This window comes from Streptomyces sp. NPDC002276 (assembly GCF_053891435.1).
In genome coordinates this window covers 1-2287 of the sequence record NZ_JBSFCQ010000063.1, presented here as the reverse complement: position 1 = coordinate 2287, position 2287 = coordinate 1, and the positions used below count along the sequence as shown (strand labels likewise).

The 2287-nt window shown below is 63.5% G+C and carries 2 protein-coding genes; both read left to right on the top strand.

Translation table 11 applies throughout. From position 1 onward, the window contains the following. A partial coding sequence (locus tag ACWIHT_RS47190) for a hypothetical protein (protein WP_456174826.1) occupies positions 1 to 240 on the top strand: 240 nt, incomplete at its 5' end. Beyond that, positions 237 to 2287 (top strand): condensation domain-containing protein (locus tag ACWIHT_RS47185; RefSeq protein ID WP_456174825.1); only part of this gene is annotated, 2051 nt, incomplete at its 3' end. The genes ACWIHT_RS47190 and ACWIHT_RS47185, both read left to right, overlap by 4 nt.

Below are 2287 nucleotides of genomic sequence, written 5' to 3'. Positions count from 1 at the left end.
GTGGTGCGGGACGGTGAGGTGGGGCCGTGTCTGCAGGTGTCGTGGTCGTGGGCTTCGGGTGTGCTTGACGAGCAGGGTGTGGGGGAGTTGTCGGGCCTGTTCGTGGGGGCGTTGGAGGCGTTCGCCCGTCATGCGGCCGGTCCTGACGCGGGTGGTTACACACCCTCCGACCTGCCCCTGGTCTCCCTCAACCAAGCGGAAATTGATCAACTTGAGCAGCTGTGGAGGAACGACAAGTGAAGCGTGACGAATTGGAAGACATTCTTCCTTTGGCCCCTCTGCAGGAGGGTCTGCTGTTCCACGCCCTGTACGACGAGCAGGCGTTGGATGTGTACACAACGCAGATGTCCTTTCTCTTAGAAGGTCCGCTAAATGTCGAAGTCCTCAAGGGATCAGCCCGAGTCGTGCTGCACCGGCATGCGAATCTTCGGGCCGCGTTCGTGCATGAGGGTCTGCGGCAGCCGGTCCAGGTCATCCCGCGGCAGGTCGAACTGCCCTGGGACGAAGTCGATTTCACGGGAATGGGCCCGGCCGAGCGGGAGGCTGCGGTCGAGGAGTGGATCGAGCAGGACCGGGCGCGGCGTTTCGACCTCACCGCTCCGCCACTGCTCCGGTTCACGCTGATCCGGCTTGGTCACCAGCAGTACCGGCTGGAGTTCACGAGTCATCACCTGTTGTTGGACGGCTGGTCTTTGCCGGTGTTGATGCGTGAGTTGATGACGGCGTATGCGCAGGGTGGTCGCGGAGGGGGCCTGGCTCCGGTCACTCCGTACCGGGATTTCCTGGCGTGGGTGGCGGGTCAGGACCGTGGTGCGGCCGAGGAAGCGTGGCGGCATTCGCTGGCGGGGGTCGAGGAAGCTACCCGGCTGGCTCCGGTGCGGGCGGGCCGGGTTCCGGTGGCTCCCGAGCGGATGACGGTGGTTCTGCCGGAGGAGCTGACCGTTGCGCTGACGGCTGCTGCCCGTCGTTGCGGGGTGACGCTCAATACGGTGATTCAGCAGGCGTGGGCGGTGGTACTGGGGCATTTGACCGGCCGGGACGATGTGGTGTTCGGGGCGACTGTTTCGGGGCGGCCGGCCCAGATCCCCGGGGTCGAGTCGATGGTCGGCCTGTTCATCAACACAGTTCCGGTGCGTGTGCGTCTGAAGCCGGGCGAGGCCCTGCGTGAGGCGCTTGTGCGGCTCCAGGACGAGCAGAGCGTCCTCCTGGCCCACCAGCACCTCAAGCTGACCGACATCCACAGCCTCACCCCGGCCGGTGAACTCTTCGACACCGTCGTCGTGTTCGAGAACTACCCCGTCAGCGCCTCGTCGGCCGCGGATTCCGCCGAAGCCATACGAGTGGAAAGGCTGGAGGGGAGAAACAGCACGCACTATCCGCTCAGCCTGATCGTGATGCCCGGAGAGGGGATCCGGCTGAGGCTCGACTACCGCCCCGACCTGTTCGACCGAACCGCGGTGGAACAGCTGGGATCCCGGCTGGTTCGGGTTCTGGAGGCGATCGCCACCGGATTCGATCGTGCGGTGGGACACGTCGACCTGATCGGTGCTGAGGAACGGCAGCGGGTGCTCGTCGACTGGAATGACACGGGTCGTGAGGTTCCGGATCTGACGTTGCCGGAGTTGTTTGAGGCGCAGGTGGTGCGGACTCCGGATGCTGTTGCTGTGGTGAGTGGTGGGGTTGAGCTCACTTATGCGGAGTTGAATGTTCGGGCGAATTGTTTGGCCCGGTATCTGGTGGGGTGTGGTGCGGGTCCGGAGCGTTTGGTGGCGGTGGCTTTGCCGCGGTCGGTGGATCTGGTTGTTGCGTTGTTGGCGGTGTTGAAGAGTGGTGCGGGGTATGTGCCGGTGGATCCGGAGTACCCGGTGGACCGGATCGCGTACATGCTCCGGGATGCTCGGCCGACGTTCGTTCTGACGGATGGGGTGACGGCTGGTCTGCTGCCCGGTAATGGTGATGTGCCTTGTGTGCTTTTGGATGATCCTTCGGTGCGGGATGCGGTTGCGGCGTTGAGTGTGTCCGATCTTCGTGATGGGGATCGTTTGTCGTCGGTGGTTTCTGCGCATTCGGCGTATGTGATTTATACGTCGGGTTCGACGGGGTGGCCGAAGGGTGTGGTGGTTTCGCATGGGGCGTTGGTGAATTTTTTGGTGGGGGTGGGTTCGTGGTGTGTTCTGGGTTTGTCTGACCGTTTGTTGGCGGTGACGACGGTTGCGTTTGATATTGCGGCGTTGGAGTTGTATTTGCCGTTGGTGAGTGGTGCGTGTGTGGTGGTGGCTGGGGAGGG